The sequence below is a fragment of the Parafrankia sp. FMc2 genome, from assembly GCF_041008525.1.
Classification (GTDB): Bacteria; Actinomycetota; Actinomycetes; order Frankiales; family Frankiaceae; genus Parafrankia.
In genome coordinates this window covers 1-16,111 of record NZ_JBFLUG010000091.1, presented here as the reverse complement: position 1 = coordinate 16,111, position 16,111 = coordinate 1, and the positions used below count along the sequence as shown (strand labels likewise).

The window sequence follows — 16,111 nt, the reverse complement described above, 5'->3', positions numbered from 1 at the left end:
CTATGTGATCACTACGCGGTGTCCGTCACCGGGTCCGGCACCGTGCTGACCGGCAGCGGGGTGACGTTCTACCTCGCATGCGCGACCTACCCGGTCGGCTGCGCCGTGGCGATCGCGGGCGCCTCCTACACCGCCCAGACCGGCGCCAAGGTCACCGTGACCGCGCCGGCATCCGGCGCCTTCGCCGGACTGTCGATCATCAGTGACCGGAACAACACCGCCTCCATCACGACCACCGGGACCGGCGCCTCCACGACCGCGGGTGGGGTCTACGCGGCAGCCGGGACCCTGGCCACCGCATCGGCGACGGTGAACGTGACCAGGGCAGTAGTGGGCAAGGTCAACACGAGCGGCGGTGGCCTGACGGCCGTCACTCCCGCGACCGGGACGCTGGCATTAAGCGCACCGGCCACCGCCAGCCTGGGCAGCGCCCCGGTCGGCGTCACGGTCACCGCCCAGACCGGGGCCACCGCCGCCACCTGGAACCCCACCCTCGTCGTCACCACCCCGACGACGCTGACGTCCGGCACCTACACCGCCACGATCACCTACTCCGTCGCCTGAGTCAGCGGGGGCGGCGGCGAGCGGCGGGGCCGTGTTCGGCGGTGACGCGGGCGGAGGTTTCTTCGCAGAGGCGGATGTAGTGCCCGAGGCTGGCCAGGTGCTGGCGGCGGGACCTGGCCTGCAGTTCGGGTGCGGTGCGCCCGGCCAGCAGGGGTCGCCGTAGCAGCGGATGCTACGGCGACCCCGTATGGCCGGATGACGTCAGCTGGTCGGGCGAGGGGTCGCGGTGGGCCGTGCGTGCACGAACGCGGCGAGGTCGGGACGCATGCGGCGGGTCCGAGGCGCGCGGGGAGCGGGCGGCCCGGCCTCCGCCCGGACCGGGGTCGATGTCCGTCACCGTGGTGCCGTTACGTTCCGCGCCGACGCGGAACGTGGTCAGCAGGCTGTCGGCATCGGTCACCGTCCCGCCGAAGAACAGCACCTCACCCCAGGACGCGCTGTAGACGGCGTGGACGATGCTCGCCGCGTCGACCGCGCTCGCCGGAAGCTGGTCCTGCGCCCGCGCCGCCAGATCGGCGACCGCCGCTTCCGTTTCTTGATCGGATAGCCAAGGGGTTCCGGCTGGTTGATGATGGTCGGGTGCGAGAGGGTGGGCCGCGGACCAGCCCGGCCGACTCCGCGAGCCCCGTCGGAAGATGCCTCAGCCCCAGGTTCCGCTGCCGTTGGGGGAACCCGGCAGGCCCGGGTGGACATTACGAGGTATGGGGTCAGCCGATGTCGAGTGAGTCCGACGCCGACACCGACTCCGATGATGACCTTTTGGCTCGGGTCGCGGCGGGGGACGGGGGAGCGGCGTTCGGCTGCCTGTTCCGCAGGCACTCCACCGCTGTCTATTCGTACTGCTTCCATCGGCTCGGTTCGTGGAGCGCCGCGGAGGACGCGTCGTCCGTGGTCTTCCTGGAGGCGTGGCGGCGTCGGGCCGACGCGGTCGTCGTGTCGGGGTCGCTGCGACCGTGGCTGCTGGGCGTGGCGACGAACGTGATGCGTAACCAGCGCCGGGCAGCTCGCCGATACGACGCGGCGGTGCGCCGGCTTCCGCCACCCGAAACGGAACCTGATCATTCCGACGAGATTGCCGGGCGGCTCGACGACGAGCGTCAGATGACCGAGGTGCTGGGTGGACTCAGATCACTGAAACGCAACGAGCTGGAAGTGATCATGATGGTGGCGGTGGAGGGCCTGACGTACGCCGAGGCGTCCATGGCGTTGGGTGTTCCCGTGGGGACGGTGCGTTCGAGGCTGGCGCGTGCGCGTGCGCGGCTCGCTGCCCGGCGGCCTTCGGCCGTGGCTGCGGCCGCAAGCACAGGCGGGCCTGCTCCCACTGCGCGGGTGGACCGCGCCCGGGAAGTGAGGTGACATGTCCGATCTCGATCTTCCACCGATTCCCCCGGGTCGATCGATCCCGGCCGACCGGCTGGCCCAGCGACAACTGCTGCTCGAACGGCACATCGCCGCCTCTGTTCGATCCGCCGGGAAACCCTGGTGGCGACGGCGCTGGATCGTGGTTCCGGGTGCGGTGGTCGTCGCTGGTTCGCTGGCGGCCGCGGGGTGGGGGCTGCTCCCCGGCGGGCACGCGACGGACGCGACGACCGTCGCGTGCTACTCGACGGTGAGCCTGGATGGTGATGTGGACGTCCTCGGCTCAGCCGAGGTGGCTGATCCGGCGGGGGCCTGCCACGAGATATGGCGGCGGACCGGGACCGGGGATCCGTCGACGATCGGGGTCTGCGTCACGTCGAGAGGATCGGTCGCTGTTTTCCCCTCGGACAGCGCCTGCCAGGAACTGGGGCTACGACCGTTCGCGGGGGTATCCGAGGGTGCGGCCCGCCTTGCCGCGTTCAAGGAGGACGCGGTGGAGGCGGTGGCCGCCGCTGCCTGCCGATCCCGCCCCGTTGTCGTCGCCCTGGTCCGGCAGGAACTGGATTCCCACGGTCTGGGGACATGGCGGATCGACGACAGCGGGCATGACCAGACCTGGGCCGCGGGACGTCCCTGCGCGAGTCTCGCGTTCGACGACGAGGAGAAAACCGTGATCGTCGTGCCGATGCCGCCCAGGTGATCAGCGGTGGCCGGCAACGGGCGGCAGGTCACCGCGGGTGTGTCAGTGCGGTGATGGTCCACTTGCGAGGATGTCCGGCCTGTCGGCCTGCCCGGCATCGTCGAAGCCCTCGGTGCTCGCGGAGCCGGCTGGGTGGGTCCGCGGCACGGGTGGGTTCCCGTCCGGTCCGCGTCGTGGCGCTGTCATCGAGCGGATGTCGATGAGGACGGCGGCGGCGAGGACGACCAGCATGGTGACGATGGCGGTGCCGACTCCGGCGAGGGGACCGGCGATGAATCCGGCGTCGACGAAGGCGTCGGCCGTCAACTCGGCGGGTGAGCGCAGGACGTTGATCCCTGCGTTGATGCCGGTGGCCGCGCCGACACAGGCGCCGCCGGCGAGAGTGGCAGAAGTGCCGGGGTAGGCGTAGGTCATGCGTACCGCACCGACCGCACCTGCGCAGACACCGGCGACGATCCCGGTCGGGACAGCTCCGACGCCGAGACCGTGGGCTCCGACGCCGAGAAGGACCCCGGCCACGGCACCGACCGCGCACGCGACGACGAGGACAGCGGGGCGTGGTCGGGCAAGGGCCTCGCGGGCGGCGGCGGCCCCCTGGGCGGTGAACCGGACCACTGACCGCGCCGGTCGTTCGCGCTCGTCCAGCGCTGCCGCGTCCCCCTGCTGGGATCTCGACAGCCAGCCGGCAGCGTCCAGCCGGCCCAGGACCGACTGGGCCGCGCCGGTTGGGAGCCCGGACTTCCTGACGAGGTCGGCCAGGTCATGGGTCGCGAGAGGATCGCGCAGCATCGGCCGGAGAACCATCGTGGTAGTCAGGGTTATCCGCGGCTTCGCCTGCTGATGTTGTTCCACGCGGACGACCGTACTGATACGACCGTTACCGAGCCGGCCCGTCGGGTCCGGGGCGGGCGAACTCGGGCTGGTCAAGCAGTCTCAGCCAGCTTCCGTCGGATTGGCGGCGGGCGACCTGGGCCCGAGCTCCGGTCCCGTCGGCCGGCGGGGTCGAGGTGAGGGCGATATCGCCGCTGACCAGGGTCGGCAGCGGCGGCTCCGGCCTGAAACGAGGACGGTCCACCAGCACCTTCTCCCACAGCGCGCGGATGGCCTCCCGGCCCGCCGTCTGGGTGCCCGGCGGGTAGGCCAGCACCGCGTCGGGTTCGTAGAGCGCAGCGACCCCGGTCGCGTCACCGGCGTTGGACCGTTCGACGAACAGGCGGGTGATGTCCTCGGGACGCATGGCCTTCTCGTACTGCTCGTAGTCCGGCACGGGGATCCTTCCAGCGGTCGTGTTCGGCGGCTTCCCACTCTGCCCGCCACCCCGATCAGATGGAGTACTTCGTCGCGGTCGCCGAGGAGCGGACCTTCACCCGGGCGGCCGAACGGGTACACATCAGCCAGTCCGGGGTCAACGCCCAGATCCGCCAGCTCGAACGCGAGCTCGGCACCGACCTGTTCGACCGCTCTACCCCGCCCGCGCCGCACTCGCCGCCGCCGCGACCCTCCAGCAGGCCGTCGACGCGGTGACCGGCCTCCTGCGTGGGCGGCTCACCGTCGGAATGGTCACCGGCTGCACCATCGCCCTGGCCCTCGTCGGATGTGCCTCCACCCCCGACGGGCTGGAGGCGCTGACGATCACTTGCGACCAGCTCGTGGCCGCCGTCCCCCCGGCCATGCCCTCACCCGGCAGCGGTACGTCACCCTGGCCGACCTCGCCGCCCACCCGATCGCCTGCATGCCACCGGGCACGGGCCTGCGCACCGTCTTCGACCAGGCCTGCGCGGCACACGGCGTGACACCGAGAATCACACTGCAGGCCAGCGCCGCCGACGCGATCGCCGACCTGGCCACACGCGGGCTCGCCATCGGGATCCTCAGCACCTCGATGGCCGCCGCCTACCAGGACCGGCTCACCGCCCTGCTCGCCCTGATCTGGAAGAACACACCCAACCCCGCGGTACGCGAGTTCCTCATCCACAGCCGGGACGCCTTTTCAGCGCCCAGACCGGCGTAGAAGAGCATCGCTCGGGGTGGTGGAGTTCCGGTCGAACAACGACACCCGGCTGACGTACTTCCCCGTCGGGGAGACGGTCCCGACCCACAACGCGGAACGTCACCACGGACCCTGTGACGGTCAGACATCTACGCTTGTCGGGTGCGACGCCGGCCGATCATCGTTCTGCTCGGGGTGGATGGGTCGGGCAAGACGACCCAGGCCAGACAACTCGCGGCCTGGTTGGACGGGCAGGGTGTGCCGGCCCGCTACTTCGAGAACGCCGGCGGTCGCCCGATCTGGGATGCGCTGGCGCGCCTGCTCGGCCGCGCAGACGGGCGGGCGCTGTTCGGCTGCCGCGCCTACGTCGTGGTCGAGGCCTCCCTGCGCGGGGTGGCGGTCAGCCGGGCGCTCGCGTTGTCCTGGCTGACCGGCCGCGTCGCGGTGAGGTTCCTCGGCCCGCTCTGCCGATCTCGTTCCGGGCCACTGCCTGCTCAGTCAATGCCGCCTCCACGTTCCCCGTGCGAGTCCGCCCCGACAGTAGCCGCGTCGCCGTCGCCGACGTAGCCGCCGTCGGCACGGTGCACCTGCGCTGACCGGCCGGGGTCCGCCCGCCTTGCGCGCGGCGCACACCACCCACCAGTTCCGTATCGTTTCGATACATATCACTGTGAAAGCGAAACGGATACGTTCGCCCCCGCGCGCCCGTCCGCGGACGGCGTGCTCCCCCAGGCGCCCTCGCAGGTCTGACGCCCGATAAGCCTCCCTTCTCGGGCGTTAAAAATCGGGGGAGTGGCGGGCACGGAGCGCACTCGCAGGAACTGTTACGTTTCTTCGTTTCGTGTTTTTGCTACGTAACGATGAAACGTAACCGTGGTCGAAGGGGTGGGCGGTGAGACACCATCGCCGCCTGACCAACTCGGCGGCGGCCCGATCGGCGGCCCCGCCATGGACGCGACCGCCCGGGCCCCCGAAAACGGACCCCGGCACACCGGGGTCCGAGACGCGATGCCGTGGGATGGCCCGGACGATCAGGCCTCGGCACCGGCGCCGTCGGCGGGGAAGAACAGGTCCTCGATCCGACCCCCGAACGCGGCGGCGATCCTGAATGCCAGGAGCAGACCCGGGTCGAGGCGGCCCGTCTCGATGGCGTCGACCGTCTGGATGGACACGTCGAGGCGGTCGGCCAGGTCCGCCTGGCTCCAACGCCGCGCGGCCCGCAGCTCACGGAGCCGGTTCCGCAGCGGATCCGCAGCGTCCCGACGAGTGGTGCGGCGATCCACATCGGCGTGCCCCCCGGCGATGACCTCTCGCAGTGCGGCGACGTGGGCGCTCAGTACCGTCGTCCGGTGCAGGAACGCGAACAGACAGATCTGCGAATCACTGTGGCTACCGCGATGATTGTCCGGCCGATGCGGCGGGCTCCCCTCACCGACTTCGAAGGCCCGGACCTTGTCCGACGATCCGGGCTTCCACCCAGGACGGCCTACCCGATCCTGGCCCAGCTCGACGCTGCCGGCTGGCTGGTGCGCTCCCCGCAGACGGGCGAAACGACCGACAACGCGCGAGCACCACAGGAGAGGTACCGGCTCACCGAGTACGGCGCCAACGCTGCCCGTGACGCCTTTGCCCGTCCGCGCCCCGCAGCCCTTCTCTGCGCGTTGATCGCAGGTGCCGCGCTGGGCACTCTCATCGGAACTGGAGCCCACTATCTGGGAGTCGGCACGGTGGTCACCGGAGTCGTGACCGGTGTCTGCGGCGGATCCGCCTGCACCCTGGCCCTCTTTCGCGCCTACCCAGGCACAAACATCAACCTCGGTACCGGCAGCTGCATTAGCGCCGCCGTCACCCTCGTCGGACTGATCAACCTGGCCGATACTCCTGACGATACGACCTTCCGCGCATTTCCCGATACCGAGATCATCACCGGGGCCGGCGTCGGAGTTGCCATCGCTGTCGGTACCCCTGTCGTCCTCGGCCTTGTTGCCATCGTTATCGCGGGCCTGCCGTCGATGGCGGGTTCCGCGCAGACCCCACCGACCGCTTCGCCGGACGCCACGGACCACGCGGGTGCCGAGGGGATACACGCGCCCGACATTGTCGAGGGTGGTCCATCGCTGCGATGACCACGGCCTGGTGCACGGCGACGAGGCCGGATTTGACGTAGCGCCGGACGCTGTGCGGGCGCGGGCGGGTCGGTGGTCGCGCGGCGGTGGTCGGGCAGGGGCCACGAGGGGCCACGAGGTCCGGGCGTTCACCGGGCTCACGCCGACCCGGTACACCGCTCACGACACGCTAATTTGGGGGCCCCAAAAGCAGAGGAGAGCCCTGTGGGCACGGTGGTCATGTACAGCTCGGTGTCGGTGGACGGTTTCGTCGCGGACGACAACGACCAGCCCGGACCGCTGTTCGACTGGCTGTCCGGCGGTGACGTCCCGTTGGATGAGAGCGGCGAGGTGAAGGTGTCGCAGACGTCCTACGACTACACCCGGCCGTACTGGGACCAGATCGGGGTGACAGTCGTCGGCCGTCACGTCTTCGACCTGACGGACGGCTGGGACGGGAAACCTCCGAGCGGGATCGACCACGTGGTCGTCGTGACGCACCGGCCGGCGCCCGAGGGCTGGGACCCCGACGCGCCGTTTCACTTCGTCGACGGCGTCGAGGCAGCCGTGACCACGGCACAGGAGCTGGCGGGTGACCGCATCGTCGAGGTCGCCGCCGGCGACGTCGGTGGCCAGGTGCTTGCCGCGGGTCTGGTCGACGAGGTGCGCATGGACGTCGTACCCGTCGTGTTCGGGTCCGGGAAGCGCTACTTCGGATCAGTCCACGCGCAGCACCTGTTGGCGGGCCCTGACGTGGTGATTCAGGGCAACCGGGTGCTTCACCTGCGCTATCGGGTGCGCCGTTGACCGATCTGGGCGGGTACGCGAAGAAGTCCACCGCAACTGGTCGTTGCGGCCAGCGGTCGGGCGAATTTTCTGCGGCCGGAGAGCAACATGACGAGTGACGAGTTGGGACGTCTCTCCCGTTGCGCGCAGCGGCATTTCATGGCCTGTTTCGGGGGTCGATAGCGTCGGGTTCATGGAGTGGAGTTTTCGGTCGGCCGAAGAGCTCGCGGCCGCGTTGCGTGCCGGTGACGTGACCTCGGTAGAACTGACCGACGAGGCGATCGCCCGTATCGAGCGGGACGACAGGGTGATCAACGCGATCTGTGTGCCGGACTTCGACCGTGCGCGGGCCGCCGCGCGCGGCGCCGACCAGGCGCGCGCCCGCGGCGAGGACCGGCCGCTGCTCGGTGTTCCGGTGACGGTCAAGGAGTCCTACGACATGGCTGGGCTGCCCACGACCTGGGGCATGCCGCAGCACCGGGACCATGTGCCGGCCGAGAACGCGGTACAGGTGTCGCGACTCAAGGCGGCCGGGGCGGTGGTATTGGGCAAGACCAATGTGCCGTTGGGACTGCAGGATATCCAGACCTTCAACGAGATCTACGGCACCACCCACAATCCGTGGAATCACGATCGCACGCCGGGCGGTTCCTCCGGCGGATCGGCGGCGGCCCTGGCCTGCGGGTTCGGCGCGTTGTCCATCGGCTCCGACCTCGCCGGTTCGCTGCGCACCCCCGCACATTTCTGCGGCATCTACGCGCACAAGCCGACCCTCGGACTGGCGGCGACCCGCGGCATGGTCGCACCTCCCGCGCCGGCCCTACCGGTCGACCTCGACCTCGCCGTCGTCGGTCCGATGGCGCGCACTGCCCGCGACCTCGCGCTCCTGCTCGACGTCATGGCCGGACCGGACCCGCTGACGTTCGGTGTGGCGCACACCGTGGCGCTGCCGCCCGCGCGCCACGAGCGTCTCGCTGACTTCCGGGTCCTGGTCGTCGACGAGCATCCGCTCCTGGCGACCGGGTCCGCTGTGCGGGCGGGTGTGCACCGGGTGGCTGACGCGCTTGTCGGCGGTGGCGCCCGCGTCGAACGGCACACCCCGCTGCTGCCCGACCCGGCCGACGCCGCGACGCTCTACACGCAGTTGCTGTTCTCGGGCTCCGTCGCGCGTTTTCCCGTTGAGGCGTACGAGCAGCTGCGGGCCCGCGCCGCCGGGCTGCGCGGAGACGACCGCAGTCTCGACGCGGCGCGGCTGCGCGCCATGGTGTTCAGCCACCGCGACTGGATCGAGGCGACCAACCGTCGCGAGCTGCACCGCCACGGCTGGCGGCAGCTGTTCGCCGCGTTCGACGCCGTGGTGTGTCCGATCACGCCGACTCCCGCGTTCGGCCACGACCACCACCCCAACCCGCTGGAACGCCGCATCGACATCGACGGCGTCGAGTACCCGTACTTCGACCAGCTCGTCTGGGCCGGCCTGGCCACCATGCCCGGCCTGCCCGCCACCGCGATACCCGCGGGCCGGTCCTCCGAGGGCCTGCCGGTGGGAGTGCAGCTCATCGGCCCGATGTTCGAGGACCGCACCCCGCTGCGGCTGGCCGAACTGCTCGAGCAGAAGATCGGCGGCTTCCAGGCACCGGGATAGGGCGTACCACCGGGTGTCCGTCCGGATCTTCGAGGGGATGACCCGGTCGTGAAAGGGACGTTCCGTATCGAGACGCCCCCGGGGGGTTAGAGAAGGTCCTCGAGACGGGTGGCGACCTGGCGGTAGCGGCTGACCGGGACGAGGTGCACGCCGGCGAAGGCGCCGCTGTCGCGGAGCTTGAGCACCTGGTCGCAGGCTGCGTCGACCCCGGCCGCCCGGTCCCGTTCGACCGCCTGGACGAGGCCGTCGGGAATGTCGATGTCGGGGATCGTCGCGGCGAGGCGCCGCGCCATCCCGGCGCTCGCGAGGACCATCACGCCGGCGTAGACCGGCAGTTCGACCGGATGGGCGTCGCGCCAGCGCAGCAGGGCGTCCACCGAGTAGCTGACCTGCACGAACAGGAAGTCGGCCGCTCGTTTCCACGCGGGCAGTGGCCGCAGACCGGCGGCGGCTCCGACCCGGAACGCCGGCATGTCCGCGAACGCCGGACTCTCTCCGGCCGCCCGGGCCTCGTCCATCATCGTGCGCACCGTCAGGTCGCTGGTCCGGTTCCCGACGGTGGGTTTGTCTCCGTGGACGAACAGGAACTCCTCGACGCCGTAGGCCGCCGCGGTGAGCAGGTCGCGGCGGAAGCCGAGCAGGTTACGGTCGCGGGAGTTCACGCAGGCGATGCTGCGTCCCCCCATCGCCTGCACCTCGTGGGCGACGGCGATACTCGACACCGTCGCGCGTCCGATGTGGTTGTCGGGAATCAGGAACGCGTCCGCGACGGGGCTCAGAACACCGATCTGATGGCGGGCGTGGGTCAGATCCGGCCGGGTCGGCGGCTCGATCTCGCAGATCAGCTCGAAGCCGGGTGCCGGACGTCCGTGACCCGCCGTGGATTCCCGCATCCGAACAGGATAGGACGCCACGATTCACCGACCACTCGTGGGCGTGACGCTAGCGAACGGTGCCGCCTGCTCGGAGGCCGTCGAGGGTGAGCGTGAGGAGCCGGTCGACGTGGAGGTCGACATCAACGGTGCCCGTGCTCTGCTCGCAGGCCCACGACAGGCCGCTGACCAGGGCGAACAGTTCGGGGGCGGCCAGGTCGGAGCGGATCGCGCCGACCTGCTGGGCGCCGGTGAGCAGGGTCGCTCCTGCCGCGCGTACGGCCACGCAGGCGGCGTGCAGTTCGGTGGAGGGGTCGTGCAGGGTCTGCAGGAGTGCGGCGGTGAGTCCCCGGTAGGCCCCGGTGAACTCGACGAACTCGCGGAGCCAGACGGTGAGCGCGACGTCGGGCTCCGTGGTGGCCGCCAGTGCGTCGGCGCGCGCGCGCAGACGCTCGAACCGGTCATGCAGAACGGCTTGCAGCAGGGCGTCCCGTGAGGGGAAGTGCCGGTAGAAGGTGCCGGTGCCCACGCCGGCCCGCCGGGCGATCTCCTCCAGGGACGCTCCGGTTCCGTGTTCGGCGAAGGCGAGGCGTGCCTGGGTGAGCAGCCGTTCGTAGTTCGCGCGGGCGTCGGCACGCAGGGGCCGCGCCCTGCTCGCACCGCCCATCGCTGTTCCCTCCCCTGCCTGACGATCGGAGGCTACCCGCACCCCGCCCACACATGCGGAGGCTTCCTCCGGTTAGGCTGTGCCCCCTTACAGGAGGCAGCCTCCGTTTCTGGCGGGGCGATGCCGACGGCGAGGAGGGAGTGAGTGGTGGGGACGGTTTCGGAGACACGGCGCCGGCTGGGCAGGTTCGGGGTGTGGGTGGCCCCCTTCACCTTGTTGGAAACTCCGGTGGCGGTGCAGCGCAGCCAGTTCGCCCGGATCGAACGGCTCGGCTACGGCTCGTTGTGGAGCGGGGAGACGCCACCCGGGGCGTCCGCCGGCGGCCGGGAGGTGTTCACCCAGCACGGGCTGATGCTCGCTGCGACCGAGCGCATCGTCGTCGGCACGGGTATCGCGAACATCAGCAGCCGCGCGGCGGTCGCGATGCACACCGGTGCCGCGACGCTGGCCGAGGCGTACCCCGGCCGGTTCGTGCTCGGCCTCGGTGGCCACGCGGGCGAACGGCCCCTGACCCAGCTGCGGGAGTACCTCGACGCCATGGACCAGGCCGCGCGGACGCTGACCCGACTGCCGGCTCCCGCCTACCCGCGTGTGCTCGCCGCGCTCGGACCCCGCGCCCACCACCTCGCCGTCGACCGCGCCGACGGCGTCCACCCGTTCCTGCAACCGGTGGCCCACACGGCAGCGGCCCGCGCGGCCGTCGGGCCGGACCGTCTGTTCATCACCCATCAGGCCGTCCTGCTCGACACCGACGCGGACACCGCCCGGTCGCGGCTGCGGGCCGTGCTCGCGATGGGCGCGGGCGCTCCGCTGTCGCCCTACACGGTGCACTACCGGCGGCTCGGCTACGGCGAGTCCGACGTGACCGGGCAGCGCAGCGACCGGCTGGTCGACGACCTTCTCGCCTGGGGCGACAGGACCGACGTCGCGGCCCGGCTGACCGCCCAGCTCGACGCCGGCGCCGATCATGTGCTGGTGCACCCGTTCGCGGCGGACCTTCCCGCGGCCGTCGACCAGCTCGAACATCTCGCTCCCCTGCTGTTCGACGCCGCCTGACGTTCAGCGCCGTGCTGACCAGCGCCGTGCTGACCAGCACCGCCGCCCCACCGACCGCCAGCGCCGCCGTGCACCGTCGGTCGGGACCGCACCGGACCCGCATCCGTCCTCCGACCCGCGCGCGTACCGGTGCCTGCACCGGTCACGGTCGCCTTCACCGTCAACCCGCTGGAAGCGAGACGATGACCGCCGTCCGCCCGGCCAGACGGGTCAGACCTGGGGCCGGGTGGTGGCCGAAGGTGCGCCGGTGAGGTGCACTGCGTCCACGGACTCGTCGGGATGGACGGGGGCCCGGTACCGCCAGAGGGCGGGGAAGGCCGTCACCATGACGATCATCGCCCCCACGGTGAGCAGCCCACCGCCGCTGATCGCCCAGCTGGTACCAAGCGTCGCGCCGACCGTGCCATGCGCCAGGTACCCCAGCTGCGGGCCCCCGGCGGAGACGGTGACGTCGATCCCCTGCATCCGACCGCGCAGCTCGTCGGACACCGCGTCCTGCAGCACGGTCTTGCGGAACACACTCAGCATGATCAGGGCGGCACCGGCGAGGGCCAGGAACATCGCGGCCAGCGGCAGCGAACGACACAGGCCGAACGCGGCGATACCCAGCCCCCACACGCACACCGCCACGGTGATCGCCGCGCCGTGACGGCGCAGCCCGGTGAACGTCCCGGACAGGGCGGCGGCGGCCAGCGCCCCGGCGGATGGCGCGGCGTAGAGCATGCCCAGCGCCAGCCCCCCCGCCGGCCGGATCCGCGAACATCTCCTGCGCCACCTGTGCGGAAACAGCGCCACCGGGTTGGCGAACAGCATCGCGATGAGATCCGCCAGGTAGCTGACGACCAGGATCGGACGTGTCCGCAGGTGGCCCACACCAGCCGCGATGTCCCGGACCCCGGCACGGCGGGCCCCACCGTGCACCGGTGGGAGCGGCGGCAATGTCCACACCGCCCACAGGGCCGCGACCAGCGTCACCGCATCGAGCAGGTACAGCCAGCCGACGCCGATCGCGAGAAGCAGAACGCCGGCGAGCAGCGGTCCGACGACCGCGCCGAGGTAGAAGACCGAGGACTGCAGCATGTTCGCGGCGGGACGCAGCGTGGGTGCCACCAGCCGGGCGACGACCGCGCCGCGGGCCGCCGTGTTGGCTCCGAACAGGCCCTGGGTCACCGCGACCATTCCCAGCAGGAACGCCGTCGACCGCCCGCCGAGCAGGGCGTGAACACCGAGTGCGGCTGAGGCGGCCGCGATCCCGCTGCTGGTCACCAGCAGCATCCGCCGCCGGTCGACGGCATCCGCCACCGCCCCGCCCCACAGCCCGCCGCACACCAGCGGGCCGAACCCCACCAGCCCGGACAGCCCCACCCACGCCGACGACCCGGTGATCTCGTAGATCTGCAGCGGCACCGCCACCGCGGTCAGCGCAGCGCCCACCGTCGTGACGAACCCGGAAACCCACAGCCGCCGGAACGGCCGGACCCGCAACGGGCGAACATCAGCCATCACCCGCATGCGTGTCCTCTGTCCTCGCTCAGGCAGGAAACCTTGGGATCAAGGGTCTCGCCCGTGCCAGGCTCCGGGGGTGACAAACGCGGAAGAACCGTTGGCGGGACGGGTCACGACCGCGTGGTCCGGTCGGTCGGTGGAGTCAGCACGATGTGGGGCATGACCGCACCCGTACTCCTGATCACCGGTGCCTCGTCCGGGATCGGCGCCGCAACCGCACGCCTGGCAGCACACGAGGGCTTCTCGCTCGTGCTCGCAGCGCGGTCCCGTCACCGGCTGCACGCCCTCGCCGACAGCCTCGGTGGCACCGCGACCACGCCTCTCATCGTGGCCTGCGACGTGCAGGACTGGGAGCAGGTCGCGACGCTGCCCGTCCATGCCGAGACGGCCTTCGGTCGGCTCGACGCCGTGTTCGCCAACGCCGGTGTGTTCGCTCCGGCCTCGTTTCTGCACGGCACCGGTTCCCCCGAGCAGTGGCGCGAGATGGTGCTGACCAACGTCTACGGCACCGCTCTCGTCGCACGTGCGACCCTGCCCGCCCTTGCCCGTTCCCGGGGGCATCTGGTCCTCACCGGCTCGGTCGCCGGCCGTGTCACCGTCCCCGGCCAGCTGTACTCGGCAACGAAGTGGGCGGTCACCGCGATGGCCCAGTCGATCCGCGCCGAAGCCACCCACACCGGCATCCGGGTCACCCTTCTGCAGCCCGGTCTCGTCACCAGCGGCGAGCGGGCACCCGAACGCGGCGCCGACCCGGCGCTCGACCCCGACGACGTCGCCCGCGCGGTGCTGTTCGCCCTCAGCCAGCCTGACAGTGTCGACGTCAGCGAGCTGGTCCTTCGCCCCACGGGCCAGCACCCCCATCGCTGACCGTGGCGAGCTGCGCGGCTGCTGGGACCGCACCGTGTTCCTGCAGATCAGCCCGGACGAGTCCCTACGCCGGGCGTGGGAACGTGACGTCGCCCTGTTCGGCTCACCCGCCGCGGTCCGCGAGCGCTACCAGGCGCGCTACCTGCCCGGCCAGGAGCTGTACCGGGCGGCCGCCGCCCCGGCCGACCATGCCGACGTGCTGATCGACCACGAACATCCGCACGCCCCGCACGTCCTGCGCTGGCCCGCCTGACCCGCTGCACGGTGGGTGGGCGGGTCAGGCGAAACGGTCGGCGAGGTCGCGTAGCCGGCGGGCGGCGGCGAGGACGTCGTGGGCCTGGTCGCCGCCGAGCAGACCCGCGGACTGTTCGATCCGGGTGGCGTAACGCAGGTGCCGTGCGCGGGCGTGCCGCCGGCAGGGCAGGCAGGTGACGTGTTCGGGGCGGGCGGACGTCGCCGCGTAGGGGACCTGCGCGTCGCAGCCGGCCCGCACCGTGCGGGGGGTGTCGCCGACGAGCCCGAACACCGAGGCGGTCACCGCACGCGTGGTGGCGGTGGTGTTCGGCGTGGTCCACTCGACGTGCACATGCGGATCGTCCACATCTCCATGTTCTCGCCACGGCCGGGACTGTCAGGTCGGGACGGCGGGCATTCCCGACAGGCTGGCGGCACGCGCGGACCTCGCGGCCCCCATCGGCCTGGCGGACGGGATACGTCAGGCGGCGCCGCGGGTGTGGGCGGGACGGCGACGCAGGTCCGCCTGCTGCAGGGCCGGGGGCCGGTAGGCCTGGTCGAGGGCGCCGACGTCGGTGCCCGGCGCGACGATCGCGTCGATCCGGTCGAGGATGTCGTCGGTGAGGGTCACGTCGAGGCCGGCGAGAAGACCGTCGAGGTGGCTCATCGTGCGCGGCCCGACGATCGCGCTGGTCACACCGGGATGGGTGATCGTGAACGCCATCGCCAGGTGTGTCAGGGGCAGACCCGCCTCCGCGGCGAGGGAGATGAACTGTTCGACGGTGTCGAGACGACGCTCGTCGCGCAGGTGGGTGAAGAGGCCGGCGCGCTGCAGGTCGTTGTGCTGGCCCTTGCGGACACGCCCGGTGAGCAGGCCCTGCCCGAGCGGACCCCACACCAGCGTGCCCACCCCGTACCGCTGGGCGACCGGCAGGACCTCACGTTCGATGCCGCGGGTGAGCAGCGAGTACGGCGGCTGCTCGGTGTGGAACCGTGCCAGGCCGCGCCGCTCGGCCACCCACTGGGCTTCCACCAGGTCGGACGCCGGCATGCCCGACGTTCCGATCGCGCGGACCTTCCCGCTGTGGATCAGGTCGGAGAGTGCCGACAGGGTCTCCTCGACGTCGGTGGTGGGGTCCGGGCGGTGGATCTGGTACAGGTCGATGTGGTCGGTCTGCAGGCGGCGCAGCGAGTTCTCGACGGCGGTCATGATCCAGCGCCGTGAGGCACCCGCCTGGTTGGGGTCGTCGCCCATCGGGCGGCTCACCTTGGTCGCGAGGACCACCTCGTCGCGTCGTCCTTTGAGCGCCGCGCCGACGACCTCTTCGGAGTCGCCGTAGGCGTCCGCGGTGTCGATGAGGTTGATGCCCGCGTCCAGCGCCCGGTGGATGATGCGGGCCGAGTCGTCGGGGTCGGGGTTGCCGATGGGCGTGGCGAACATCAACGCGCCGAGCGCGTAGGGGCTGACCTTGATACCGGTCCGGCCGAGCGTGCGGTACTGCATGCGAGGTCTTCCTTTCTCCGCGGGGAGCTCGTCTCCGACCGCGGGGTGCCCGGCTCGACGGGCCTGGAGGGGGCACCGCCGGCGTCCGTCGAGCCGGGTCTCAGCCTGCGGCGGTGTGGGCGCCGGCGGGAGAGACGTCCCTGTCCGGGGACGGGCTCTGTCCCTGGCTGCGCGCGGCGTCCCGGGGCATGGTGGAGAGGTGGGCACAGCAGGGGGCTTATACACCTTCGACGCTGCCGACGAGGGGCACAGGGTA

The 16,111-nt window shown here is 71.4% G+C and carries 18 protein-coding genes and 1 pseudogene; 11 read left to right on the top strand and 8 right to left on the bottom strand.

Annotated features, from left to right (window positions below):
- Positions 1–18 precede the first annotated feature (18 nt).
- The 3 genes from AB1460_RS25265 to AB1460_RS25255 all read left to right on the top strand — a co-directional run bounded on the left by AB1460_RS25265 (position 19) and on the right by AB1460_RS25255 (position 2,623).
- Positions 19–564, top strand: a complete 546-nt coding sequence (locus AB1460_RS25265; protein ID WP_368964596.1) for a hypothetical protein — start codon at positions 19–21, stop codon at positions 562–564.
- A 714-nt stretch (positions 565–1,278) separates the two neighbouring features.
- Positions 1,279–1,920, top strand: coding sequence for an RNA polymerase sigma factor (locus AB1460_RS25260; protein WP_368964595.1), 642 nt, complete (start codon positions 1,279–1,281; stop codon positions 1,918–1,920).
- A gap of 1 nt (position 1,921) precedes the next feature.
- Positions 1,922–2,623, top strand: coding sequence for a hypothetical protein (locus AB1460_RS25255; protein WP_368964594.1), 702 nt, complete (start codon positions 1,922–1,924; stop codon positions 2,621–2,623).
- 42 nt (positions 2,624–2,665) lie between these two features.
- Here the strand turns inward: AB1460_RS25255 and AB1460_RS25250 are convergent, their stop codons facing one another.
- Both AB1460_RS25250 and AB1460_RS25245 read right to left on the bottom strand, forming a co-directional pair.
- A complete protein-coding gene (locus AB1460_RS25250) occupies positions 2,666–3,412 on the bottom strand; it encodes a hypothetical protein (protein ID WP_368964593.1) in 747 nt (248 codons plus the stop codon).
- An 88-nt stretch (positions 3,413–3,500) separates the two neighbouring features.
- A complete protein-coding gene (locus tag AB1460_RS25245) occupies positions 3,501–3,860 on the bottom strand; it encodes a YybH family protein (RefSeq protein ID WP_368964610.1) in 360 nt (119 codons plus the stop codon).
- Positions 3,861–3,949: 89 nt separating this feature from the next.
- Here AB1460_RS25245 and AB1460_RS25240 point away from each other — a divergent pair.
- A pseudogene (locus tag AB1460_RS25240) lies at positions 3,950–4,634 on the top strand (LysR family transcriptional regulator).
- Between the two features lie 141 nt (positions 4,635–4,775).
- The gene (locus AB1460_RS25235; RefSeq protein ID WP_368964592.1) at positions 4,776–5,180 is read left to right on the top strand and encodes a hypothetical protein; all 405 of its coding nucleotides are present in this window, start codon (positions 4,776–4,778) and stop codon (positions 5,178–5,180) included.
- A 464-nt stretch (positions 5,181–5,644) separates the two neighbouring features.
- Here the strand turns inward: AB1460_RS25235 and AB1460_RS25230 are convergent, their stop codons facing one another.
- Positions 5,645–5,896, bottom strand: a complete 252-nt coding sequence (locus AB1460_RS25230; RefSeq protein WP_368964591.1) for a helix-turn-helix transcriptional regulator — start codon at positions 5,894–5,896, stop codon at positions 5,645–5,647.
- A gap of 129 nt (positions 5,897–6,025) precedes the next feature.
- Here AB1460_RS25230 and AB1460_RS25225 point away from each other — a divergent pair, with 129 nt between their 5' ends.
- The 3 genes from AB1460_RS25225 to AB1460_RS25215 all read left to right on the top strand — a co-directional run bounded on the left by AB1460_RS25225 (position 6,026) and on the right by AB1460_RS25215 (position 9,149).
- Entirely contained in the window at positions 6,026–6,739 is a 714-nt protein-coding gene (locus tag AB1460_RS25225) for a hypothetical protein (protein WP_368964590.1), read from the top strand.
- Positions 6,740–6,943: 204 nt separating this feature from the next.
- Positions 6,944–7,525 carry a dihydrofolate reductase family protein gene (locus AB1460_RS25220; RefSeq protein ID WP_368964589.1) on the top strand — a complete coding sequence of 194 codons (582 nt, stop codon included), beginning with the start codon at positions 6,944–6,946 and terminating at the stop codon, positions 7,523–7,525.
- A gap of 172 nt (positions 7,526–7,697) precedes the next feature.
- Positions 7,698–9,149: an amidase gene (locus AB1460_RS25215; RefSeq protein ID WP_368964609.1), complete on the top strand. Its 1,452-nt coding sequence runs from the start codon at positions 7,698–7,700 to the stop codon at positions 9,147–9,149.
- An 86-nt stretch (positions 9,150–9,235) separates the two neighbouring features.
- On the opposite strand, the gene AB1460_RS25210 is transcribed toward AB1460_RS25215, so the two are convergent.
- Together AB1460_RS25210 and AB1460_RS25205 are read right to left on the bottom strand one after the other, a co-directional pair.
- Entirely contained in the window at positions 9,236–10,042 is an 807-nt protein-coding gene (locus tag AB1460_RS25210) for a methylenetetrahydrofolate reductase (RefSeq protein ID WP_368964588.1), read from the bottom strand.
- A 49-nt stretch (positions 10,043–10,091) separates the two neighbouring features.
- On the bottom strand, positions 10,092–10,688 hold the full coding sequence (locus tag AB1460_RS25205) for a TetR/AcrR family transcriptional regulator (protein ID WP_368964587.1): 597 nt from the start codon (positions 10,686–10,688) through the stop codon (positions 10,092–10,094).
- Positions 10,689–10,835: 147 nt separating this feature from the next.
- Between AB1460_RS25205 and AB1460_RS25200 the strand changes: the two genes are divergently transcribed.
- Positions 10,836–11,744, top strand: a complete 909-nt coding sequence (locus AB1460_RS25200) for a TIGR03620 family F420-dependent LLM class oxidoreductase (protein ID WP_368964608.1) — start codon at positions 10,836–10,838, stop codon at positions 11,742–11,744.
- A gap of 210 nt (positions 11,745–11,954) precedes the next feature.
- On the opposite strand, the gene AB1460_RS25195 is transcribed toward AB1460_RS25200, so the two are convergent.
- The gene (locus AB1460_RS25195) at positions 11,955–13,247 is read right to left on the bottom strand and encodes an MFS transporter (protein WP_368964586.1); all 1,293 of its coding nucleotides are present in this window, start codon (positions 13,245–13,247) and stop codon (positions 11,955–11,957) included.
- Between the two features lie 162 nt (positions 13,248–13,409).
- Between AB1460_RS25195 and AB1460_RS25190 the strand changes: the two genes are divergently transcribed.
- Positions 13,410–14,117 carry an SDR family oxidoreductase gene (locus AB1460_RS25190; protein ID WP_368964585.1) on the top strand — a complete coding sequence of 236 codons (708 nt, stop codon included), beginning with the start codon at positions 13,410–13,412 and terminating at the stop codon, positions 14,115–14,117.
- Complete coding sequence (locus AB1460_RS25185; RefSeq protein ID WP_368964613.1) at positions 14,062–14,370, top strand: hypothetical protein; 309 nt, start codon at positions 14,062–14,064, stop codon at positions 14,368–14,370. The genes AB1460_RS25190 and AB1460_RS25185 overlap by 56 nt, the downstream gene beginning before the upstream one ends.
- Positions 14,371–14,394: 24 nt before the next feature.
- Here AB1460_RS25185 and AB1460_RS25180 read toward each other — a convergent pair whose 3' ends face one another.
- Together AB1460_RS25180 and AB1460_RS25175 are read right to left on the bottom strand one after the other, a co-directional pair.
- On the bottom strand, positions 14,395–14,718 hold the full coding sequence (locus AB1460_RS25180; protein WP_368964584.1) for a hypothetical protein: 324 nt from the start codon (positions 14,716–14,718) through the stop codon (positions 14,395–14,397).
- Between the two features lie 114 nt (positions 14,719–14,832).
- Complete coding sequence (locus tag AB1460_RS25175) at positions 14,833–15,855, bottom strand: aldo/keto reductase (protein WP_368964583.1); 1,023 nt, start codon at positions 15,853–15,855, stop codon at positions 14,833–14,835.
- Positions 15,856–16,111: the final 256 nt, after the last annotated feature.

What these genes read in the sequence shown, in the direction of transcription:
- AB1460_RS25260 (WP_368964595.1), top strand. Translation starts at nt 1,279, where the DNA reads ATGTCGAGTGAGTCCGACGCCGACACCGACTCCGATGATGACCTTTTG.
- AB1460_RS25255 (WP_368964594.1), top strand. Translation starts at nt 1,922, where the DNA reads ATGTCCGATCTCGATCTTCCACCGATTCCCCCGGGTCGATCGATCCCG.
- AB1460_RS25250 (WP_368964593.1), bottom strand. Translation starts at nt 3,412, where the DNA reads ATGCTGCGCGATCCTCTCGCGACCCATGACCTGGCCGACCTCGTCAGG.
- AB1460_RS25245 (WP_368964610.1), bottom strand. Translation starts at nt 3,860, where the DNA reads ATGCGTCCCGAGGACATCACCCGCCTGTTCGTCGAACGGTCCAACGCC.
- AB1460_RS25225 (WP_368964590.1), top strand. Translation starts at nt 6,026, where the DNA reads ATGCGGCGGGCTCCCCTCACCGACTTCGAAGGCCCGGACCTTGTCCGA.
- AB1460_RS25215 (WP_368964609.1), top strand. Translation starts at nt 7,698, where the DNA reads ATGGAGTGGAGTTTTCGGTCGGCCGAAGAGCTCGCGGCCGCGTTGCGT.
- AB1460_RS25210 (WP_368964588.1), bottom strand. Translation starts at nt 10,042, where the DNA reads ATGCGGGAATCCACGGCGGGTCACGGACGTCCGGCACCCGGCTTCGAG.
- AB1460_RS25205 (WP_368964587.1), bottom strand. Translation starts at nt 10,688, where the DNA reads ATGGGCGGTGCGAGCAGGGCGCGGCCCCTGCGTGCCGACGCCCGCGCG.
- AB1460_RS25195 (WP_368964586.1), bottom strand. Translation starts at nt 13,247, where the DNA reads ATGGCTGATGTTCGCCCGTTGCGGGTCCGGCCGTTCCGGCGGCTGTGG.
- AB1460_RS25190 (WP_368964585.1), top strand. Translation starts at nt 13,410, where the DNA reads ATGACCGCACCCGTACTCCTGATCACCGGTGCCTCGTCCGGGATCGGC.
- AB1460_RS25175 (WP_368964583.1), bottom strand. Translation starts at nt 15,855, where the DNA reads ATGCAGTACCGCACGCTCGGCCGGACCGGTATCAAGGTCAGCCCCTAC.